The organism is Peribacillus sp. FW305-BF15 (genome assembly GCF_058783805.1).
Genome location: NZ_JBYSYV010000002.1, coordinates 353,365 through 362,097, shown reverse-complemented (window position 1 = coordinate 362,097; position 8,733 = coordinate 353,365). Strand labels below are relative to the sequence as shown.

The 8,733-nt window shown below is 42.4% G+C and carries 9 protein-coding genes; 4 read left to right on the top strand and 5 right to left on the bottom strand.

Going from position 1 to position 8,733, the window contains the following annotated elements:
* On the top strand, positions 1 to 211 hold a 211-nt coding region (locus tag AC3WLU_RS03365; RefSeq protein ID WP_492596809.1), incomplete at its 5' end, for a hypothetical protein.
* A 466-nt stretch (positions 212 to 677) separates the two neighbouring features.
* On the opposite strand, the gene AC3WLU_RS03360 is transcribed toward AC3WLU_RS03365, so the two are convergent.
* From AC3WLU_RS03360 to ezrA, 4 genes are all read right to left on the bottom strand, one after another.
* Positions 678 to 884 carry an alpha/beta-type small acid-soluble spore protein gene (locus AC3WLU_RS03360; RefSeq protein WP_034309203.1) on the bottom strand — a complete coding sequence of 69 codons (207 nt, stop codon included), beginning with the start codon at positions 882 to 884 and terminating at the stop codon, positions 678 to 680.
* Positions 885 to 966: 82 nt separating this feature from the next.
* Positions 967 to 2,178, bottom strand: a complete 1,212-nt coding sequence (gene thiI, locus AC3WLU_RS03355) for a tRNA uracil 4-sulfurtransferase ThiI (RefSeq protein ID WP_440439494.1) — start codon at positions 2,176 to 2,178, stop codon at positions 967 to 969.
* Positions 2,175 to 3,323, bottom strand: a complete 1,149-nt coding sequence (locus AC3WLU_RS03350) for a cysteine desulfurase family protein (RefSeq protein ID WP_492596808.1) — start codon at positions 3,321 to 3,323, stop codon at positions 2,175 to 2,177. The genes thiI and AC3WLU_RS03350 overlap by 4 nt, the downstream gene beginning before the upstream one ends.
* Positions 3,324 to 3,541: 218 nt before the next feature.
* Entirely contained in the window at positions 3,542 to 5,236 is a 1,695-nt protein-coding gene (gene ezrA / locus AC3WLU_RS03345) for a septation ring formation regulator EzrA (protein ID WP_057276728.1), read from the bottom strand.
* 167 nt (positions 5,237 to 5,403) lie between these two features.
* On the opposite strand from ezrA, the gene hisJ reads away from it, so the two are divergent.
* Entirely contained in the window at positions 5,404 to 6,207 is an 804-nt protein-coding gene (gene hisJ, locus AC3WLU_RS03340; protein WP_440439496.1) for a histidinol-phosphatase HisJ, read from the top strand.
* Between the two features lie 14 nt (positions 6,208 to 6,221).
* On the opposite strand, the gene refZ is transcribed toward hisJ, so the two are convergent.
* On the bottom strand, positions 6,222 to 6,866 hold the full coding sequence (gene refZ, locus AC3WLU_RS03335; protein ID WP_034309217.1) for a forespore capture DNA-binding protein RefZ: 645 nt from the start codon (positions 6,864 to 6,866) through the stop codon (positions 6,222 to 6,224).
* A gap of 154 nt (positions 6,867 to 7,020) precedes the next feature.
* On the opposite strand from refZ, the gene AC3WLU_RS03330 reads away from it, so the two are divergent.
* Both AC3WLU_RS03330 and rpsD read left to right on the top strand, forming a co-directional pair.
* Positions 7,021 to 7,500: a GAF domain-containing protein gene (locus AC3WLU_RS03330; protein WP_440439498.1), complete on the top strand. Its 480-nt coding sequence runs from the start codon at positions 7,021 to 7,023 to the stop codon at positions 7,498 to 7,500.
* Between the two features lie 477 nt (positions 7,501 to 7,977).
* Positions 7,978 to 8,580 carry a 30S ribosomal protein S4 gene (gene rpsD / locus AC3WLU_RS03325; protein WP_034309220.1) on the top strand — a complete coding sequence of 201 codons (603 nt, stop codon included), beginning with the start codon at positions 7,978 to 7,980 and terminating at the stop codon, positions 8,578 to 8,580.
* The last annotated feature ends 153 nt before the right edge of the window (positions 8,581 to 8,733 follow it).

Genomic DNA, 8,733 nt, shown 5'->3' with positions numbered 1-8,733 from the left:
CAAGGGAGACCCCGCAGGCGAGCGCCGAGGAGGCTCACGGACCGCCCGCGGAAAGCGAGTGCCTGGAGTGGAAATCAATACACATACCCCCTTTCAGAAACCCGTTCCCCTTCCACTGGCTGTCTGCCAAGCCTCATCAAAGCATGCGCCTGTGGGGTCTTGGCTACCCAGTTATTCGGCAGGAGTGTCGCACATCTCTTCACCCCTTTAAGGAATACTGAAAAAAACTATGAAGAGTTATCTAGTTTACCTTTAAAATTTTGGTTTGGGCGAGAGCAAATCGGAACTCCTTTTGCCGGAAAATTGATGGAACTGCCCAACTGTAGACGAATTGGAGAAGAAGAGCCAGTTTCCCTACAATGCTTCTTAAAAAAGAAGTTCCAGTGATTGGAACGTAACGTACGAGATTACTGCGGGAAAAGCGTGGCCAAGGGCGGACCGCCCGCGGAAAGCGAGTGCATGGAGTGGAAGTCATTACACATACTCCCTTTCGGTGGGGTCTCGGCTAGCAGGAATGTCGCACTTTCCTTCATTCCAATAATGTTTCATATTATATAAAACAGTAAAAAATATGTAGTAAAACTAAGGAATTTATTAAATCGGCTTCCACGAATTAATTTTGCAAACGTAAAGAGAGCGGGTGTTAAAACCCGCTCTCTGTAGCCATATTTATGAAATTATCTGTTGAAGCCTCCGCCTAATTGTTGTTCAGCCATTTGAACAAGACGTTTTGTGATTTCTCCACCAACTGAACCGTTAGCGCGAGATGTTGTGTCGGCACCAAGTTGTACGCCGAATTCTGTAGCGATTTCATATTTCATTTGTTGTAGAGCTTGTTCAACTCCAGGTACCAATAATTCGTTTGAGCTGTTGTTGTTTGCCATGTGTGTTTCACCTCCTTGTGATTATAGAGTGTGTTAAAACACATGGCTTCATTCGCACATTTTTATTGGTAATTATAGGATACTAGAATAAGTCTTCCATCGCTTCTTCCTTATCGAAAGTCTGACCCGGTTTAACCGTTAATATTTCTGTTTCGGAGACCGCTTTTTCAATCAAGGATTCAAAGTCGACGAAGCTTTCATAGTAATTGACTTTTTCACGTTTCGGTTTCGTTTTTGGGCTTGCCGGCGTAAAGACCGTACAGCAATCCTCGTACGGCAGATTGGATATTTCAAAAGTATCGAGTTCTCTTGCTATTTTGATGATTTCTGTCTTATCCATGGTGATCAGCGGACGCAGGATCGGTGTATTCGTCACCTCATTGATGGCAAACATGCTGCTCATCGTCTGGCTTGCAACCTGCCCAAGGCTTTCACCGGTGATAAGTGCCATGGCTTCTTCCTTTTCGCGGATGCGATCGGCGACCCGCATCATTAAACGACGGGTTGTAGTCATTGAGTAGTTTTCCGGGATTTGTTTTTGAATCAATAATTGGATTTCCGTAAATGGAACGATATGCACTTTCATGCTTCCATTAATTTCTGCCAGCTTACCTGCCAAATCAATGACCTTTTGACGTGAACGCTCGCTTGTGAACGGCGGGCTGTAAAAATGGATCGCCTCCACGTCCAATCCCCGTTTCATCGAAAGGAAGCCTGCAACAGGGCTATCAATCCCGCCTGAAAGCATCAGCATCGCCTTCCCGCTTGAACCGAATGGAAGACCGCCTGCACCCTGGATGATTTCACCTGTCAAATACACGGCTTCGCGTCTCACTTCCACCAGCAGGTTCAAATCAGGGTTCTTTACATCGACTTTTAAATCTTCTGTATTTCGGAGCAAATGCCCGCCGATTGCCCTGTTAATTTCATCGGTATTATATGGAAAATCCTTATCGGCGCGTTTTGTCGTGATTTTGAACGTGTTTACCTCTTCAAGGGTATGATTAAGGTAATACAATGCGGCCGTTTTCATCACTTCCAGATCACGCTCTATTTTTATTGCAGGGCTTAATGTCTGGATTCCAAAAATGCCTTTCAATCGGTCAATGACCGGCACATGGTCAGCACCGTTCAGGAGAACGTACATCCGCTCCCGGTTGGCTGTCAGCACTACGCCTTCTATATCTTTTAAACTCCAGCGGATATGTGCCTTCATTTTGTCTACAAAGCCTTTACGGTTTCTTTTTTTAGTGGAGATTTCTCCATAACGGATAATTATATGATCAAATTTCATTTAGCAACCCTCATTATTTTTTCTAAATTAGCGACTATTTTCTGTATCGCCGCCAGAACTTGCTTTGCTTCTTCCATTTCATTGCCATAGGTAGTGCTGATACGGATGACGCTTTCGGAACGAGCCGAATGATGGTACATCGCGTCCACCGTTTTGCTTACCGTCCTTTTTTTCGAAGAACAGGCACTAGTCGTCGAAACATATATTCCTTCCGATTCAAGTGCATGCAGCAATACCTCGGATTTAAGACCCGGAACGGAAAAATTCACAATATGGGGTGCTCCCTCTTCGGGACTGTTAACCAACACCCCGTCCATTTCCTTCAAACCTTTATATAAATAAGTTTTGATTTGCTGAAGCTTATCATGATACAGCAATTGATTGTGCATACTAATACGCAAAGCCTTCGAAAGGGCGACGATTCCAGCAACATTTTCAGTGCCGCTCCTGATTTTCGTTTCCTGATTGCCACCATGGAAAAGCGGGTCGACCCGAACGCCTTCACGAACATACAGGATGCCCGTCCCCTTCAAACCGTGAACCTTGTGGCCGGAAATTGTACATAAATCCACATTGGCTTCACGCAATGATAACGAAACCTTGCCTGCTCCCTGTACATTATCGACATGAAAGAGCACGTTTGGATATTGTTTTAACAATTTGCCCACTTCAGCAATCGGCTGTATCGAGCCAACTTCATTATTAACATGCATGACGGAAACCAAAATGGTATCTTCCCTCAATGCATCCTTAAGATCGGTTATATCAATTTGTCCAAATTCGTTAACGGGAAGATATGTGATCTCATATCCCATTCTCGTCAATGATTGGCATGCGTCTTCTACAGAAGGATGTTCAATCGCTGTCGTGATTATGTGTTTGCCGCGATTTCCCTGAGCGTGGGCTGCCCCTTTAATGGCAAGATTATTTCCTTCCGTTCCGCCGGAAGTGAAATATATTTCCGAACTCTTCACCTTTAATAAATCAGCAATCTGCTTTCTGGCAGCGGAAAGCAGTTTTTCGGATTGCACCCCAAGTCCATGAAGCGAAGAGGGGTTCCCGAAATAGTCCGAAGTAACCTTCATGAATGATTCGATTACTTCGGGATATGGTTTTGTTGTTGCACTATTGTCAAAATAAATCATGGGTTCACCTTCCATGTTTTTATATCTATGATGGTCACTCTTCTAAATATAAGTTTCAATGTTGCTGTTGCAACTTCTAATATTAACATAATTGAATTTGAAAGAGAATGTAAAACACTGATCCAAGAATGATAGGATACCCGCTTCTTTTTATTCCCGAGAATGATTTAACTTCCCACCTAATCTACAAAAAGAAAAAAACCCGCCATGGCGGGTTTTCAGGAAAGGACTTCTTCTATGTTCGCACCGATTTTTTGTAAACTGCCTGGGTCGACCTTTTCTATGGCAGTGGCTGCCGTTTCCAATGCGGCTTGATATTCATAGCTTCGGAATTTCGCTTCGGCTTCCCTTAGGCTCTCGGCTACCATATCGTGGCTGCTTCGGTAACGATTTCCGAATTGGATCACCTTTTCGGCCAAATACATATGCTCGATCAATTCTTGGGCTTTTTCGTGGACCTTATCCACCTGTTGAACCGCTTTTTCCAAATAAATATAAACAGCGGCCATCTCAAGCGGCTTTTCTTCAAGTTTACCCTGAACGTCATCCATGCTTTCTTTGGCATCCTGAAGCACCACTTTATACTCTTCTGGAAGACCTGGAATATTGCTTTTTGAAATTAAACGTCCAGTATCGACCATTTTGCGCTTCAATTCTGCCAGTGAATCCCTGGCATCCATTTCATCTTTTCGTAAAGCCTGTAATTTAACGGTAAAGTCTTTCTGATTTTCCTGTAATTCCTTCAACTGTACTGCAAGCCCCTGCATCTCTTCGCTGATAAGCGAGCTTGCCATCACATTATCCTCCATTTTCAAGACGAGCAATTGATGGCGTTTTGAAATCTGGGCAATCTGCTTTTCCATTTTCCGTTGGGCATCGAGCTCATTTTCCGTCAGATGATACGTGTGTTGAACATGTATGGTTTCAACTTTAAGTTTATCGTTTTCATATTCAAGGTCACTAATCGTTTTCCTGAGAATTTCATCATTTTTCAAGATATACTGTTTTGAAAGTACTTCTTTTTCCAAAAGGTCATAAAGAACCTCGATGCTTTCGCGCATTTCTTTAATGCCTTTTTCCACTGCTTCCGTTTCAGCATTTTCCAATTGTGTTTTATATAGATCCAGTTCTTCCTCAAGCCGTGATATCTCCTGCTCGAATTGGATATGGCTCAACAGGTACCCCTGTCCCGACATCTCCTCATAACCATCCTTCAATTCATTAAGCTGGGAATGCAGCTCGGATTGGCTATCAACCAATAATTTTGGGAGCATTTCCATTTTAACTGACAGAACCGCCAATTTGTCCTTAATGGTGAGAACAAGCTCCCTCGCATTCAAATAATTGCCGTTCACGGTCTCTTCTTCATATTTCTGAAGGATCTGCAACACTTCATCCAAGGAGCTTTCCAGCTTATCAGCCGCTTTCCCATAATTATGCCTGTGTGCAAGCAGGGATTTCTTCAATTGACGGTAAGAATCTTTGATATCCTCAATTTCCAATCGATTCTTTTCCTCACTGCCTACGAGTTCATTCAGTTCGTATAGGATCTTTTTGATCATTTCCTCTATTTCATTCAGCTTGACTGTAATTTTGCGCTGTATCTCTTTTGATCGGCTGAAACGGTATTTATCGACGAATTCCTCGGCATCGAATAAAAGCTCTTCGACTTCGGGCATATGATCCGTAATGATGGCATCCCATTCAATGCGCCAGTTTTCGAACATTTCCTCTGTTTCACCTGTCATGTTCAATTGTTTGACTTTAGAAAGCTCTTCCAGCACGGGGCGGTGCGTGATGCTTATTTTCCAGGATTCCAGTCGATCGATTTCTTTAAAATATCTCTTTTTGAAAAAATAACCCCAAATGATGAAAATCAAAATTAATACAATTACCCCAATTATGTAATCCATGGTAAGCCCCCTGTTCTAGTCCTTACAGTCTTGCTATTTATATATGAATTGTAAAAATGTTAAATTTAATGCTTTTATGATACCATGTTAGCAATAATTTTTGACGAGAAAAATGATTTTTTTGTAGAAAATTGCTACAAATACCTGTTTTTTGGGAGGGAAGGACCATGAAAGCTGACGGTCATGTGCACACTCCGTTTTGCCCTCACGGCTCTACGGATAAATTCGATGAATATATTACGCGGGGAATCGAGCTAGGATTAAAGGAAATCACATTTACGGAACATGCTCCATTGCCACGAAATTTTCAAGATCCTACGCCTGAAAAAGACAGCGGGATGGACGCTGCCCTGCTCCTGGATTACTTTCAAGAGCTCCGCGTACTGAAAGAACGCCATAAAGACAAAATCCTGATCAAAACAGGTCTGGAGGTTGACTTTATAGAGGGGTATGAAAAAGAAACAAAAGAATTCCTCGACGAAATCGGAGAATTCCTTGATGATAGTATACTTTCCGTTCACTTCATCAAGCATCAAAACAACTGGCATTGCATCGATTTCAGCGAAAATGGGTTTGCTGAGATTGCCAATGAACTAGGTTCAGTGGAATCGGTTTATGCCAAATATTACGATACACTGGAAAAATCAATAGAAACTGATTTAGGCATTTATAAACCAAAACGGATCGGGCACATTACGCTTGTCCATAAATTCCAGCATCGATATCCACCGGCAGCAAGTTTTGACGAGCGGGTTTACAAGGTTCTCGAAATGATCAAGGATCAAAGGTATGAACTGGATTATAATGGAGCTGGGCTTGTAAAGCCGCTATGCGGTGAACCCTACCCTCCTGAACGATTTGCAAAGCGTGCTTTAGAACTCGGCATTCCGCTCATTTATGGGTCCGATGCCCATCAGGCTAAAGATTTGGGTCAGGGCCATCAGGCACTGATTGCAGGGTATAATGGGTAACTCATGTTTACACCTCAGCCCCGGCCAGCTAACAGCGGCTGCAGGTCTTCGGCAATGAAAAGGGTATCTTGCAGAAAACGCCCGACTTCATTGGCATAAATATTCGTGTAATACGCTTCCTGAGGGAATACATGAAGCACATCCATCGCATAATGGGTATGCAGGACAGGGGCCGTCAATAATCCCTTCAACTGCAGCATATACATGGGAACGGAGACCTGCTGGAAACTCCTGCTCTTGATTCCTTGTTCCAATATATATTGAAAATAAGACTTTTCCTTTGTAAAATAAGTCGAATGAATTTCACGGTTTAAATTGGAATCGAGTGAAGATTCCCCATATATGAACCTTGCAGCAAGGAAGTTTTCCCTCTGGAAAGCGAGAATATCCTTTACAAGGTTCATCAAGCAATGCTGCGGGCCTTTAAGTTCAAGCAGCGTCATGTTCGTCTCAAGGACCAGGATATATTCTTCTAAATAGGAAGTGAAACAGAATTCCAGCAACCCCTGCTTATTCTTGAAATAGTAGGCAATATTGGCAGCGTTCACTTTCGCTTTATTCGCAATATCCCGTATGGATGTAGCATGATAGCCTTTTAAATGAAATAGATGCAATGCAGCATCCACAATGGCTTGTTTCGTTGGCGTCTGGCGATTCATTCAGGCAATCCCTCGCTTTCTTTGAGACAAGTCTTATGGACTACTTCTTCACGAAAGAGCCTGAATCCTTTAGTAAGTTCTCGACAATTTCCCAACAATGGAGCATCATGATTAGAAAGTGCTGTAAAAATATGAGGAAGACAGGTGAACGCTTTTGTTTAATGTCGAAATGTATCAAGGAAAAAAAGAAAAAAACTATGAACTTGTCCAAAAACAACTACTTGCCTTAATCGAAGATGAAATGAACAGGATAGCCAATTTAAGCAATGCGGCAGCTTTACTTAATCAGTTTCTCGATGAGATTAACTGGGTTGGCTTTTATTTATATGAAGAAGACCAATTAATTCTGGGACCCTTCCAGGGGCTTCCGGCCTGTGTCCGCATTCCAATGGGGAAGGGCGTATGCGGGACATCAGCGGCAACAGGAAAAACCCTGCGCATTGAGGATGTCCACCAATTCCCTGGACATATCGCCTGCGATGCGGCATCAAGATCTGAAATTGTCATCCCGCTCATGAAGGATGGCAAATTACTTGGTGTCCTCGATATCGACAGCCCGATAACGGACCGTTTTGACGAAATGGATCAGCAAGGACTGGAGAAGTTCGCTGAAATCCTTTCCAATCATCTATAAAAATTAAAGGGAGCGGCAACCCATGCCTGCTCCCTTTTCCATTTCAGTACCCAGGTACAAACCCTTTCCTGAACCCTTCTCAATATATAACTTCCCACCGGCCCTTTTGACATTTCACTTTTAAATGATGCAAAGGCACCCGTGGCAAGGGCTTCCAAGCAATCCCGGAAACCATCCATAATTGTTGTATTCATTATCTCATGATAAAATTGTATTCTTCCTGCCGCCATTCTCTATTCTATAATTATCACAACTGTCCTTGACTCATTGAGCAGAATATTATACAATACTCTTTGTGTAAAATATTGCAGCCTATGTGATAGCCTTTATGTTCTCATTTTGTTCCTCAATCCAGAGGTGTATCTCGTAACCCTCTGCTGCTAGGGCGAAGGTACATGAAAACAAAATGGTCATGATCGTACATTCACACGGTTTTTATTTTACCAAAATAAAAACATTTAAAGGAGGAGTCATCCTATGGCTCGTTATACTGGCCCAAGCTGGAAACTATCCCGTCGTTTAGGAATTTCCCTAACAGGTACTGGTAAAGAATTAGAAAAACGCCCTTATGCTCCAGGACAACATGGTCCTAACCAACGTAGAAAAATTTCTGAATACGGAATGCAACTACAAGAGAAACAAAAACTTCGTCACATGTACGGAATCACTGAGCGTCAATTCCGCACAATGTTCGACCGCGCTGGCAAACTTAAAGGTGTACATGGTGAAAACTTCATGATTCTTCTTGAATCACGTCTTGACAACCTAGTTTACCGTCTTGGTTTAGCTCGTACACGTCGTCAAGCACGTCAACTTGTAAACCACGGTCACATCACTGTAGACGGAAGCCGCGTAGACATTCCATCTTACAAAGTGTCTCTTGGACAAACAATCTCAGTTCGTGAAAAATCACGCAACTTCTCAATCATCAAAGAATCAGTTGAAGCAACTAACTTCGTTCCTGATTTCCTTACTTTCGATGCTGAGAAATTAGAAGGTACTTTCACTCGTTTACCAGAACGTTCTGAATTGCCTGCTGAAATTAACGAAGCTCTTATCGTTGAGTTCTACTCTCGTTAATAAAAACGCTTTGTTAACAGCAATTAGGAAAACCCTAAAAACATTGATACATCAGTGTTTCTAGGGTTTTTTCTTTTTCTCCTGATTTTTAGAATGGTGTATGATAACCTGTTTAATTAGGGGAGGTTTAGAAAACTCCAATAAAAAAATAGG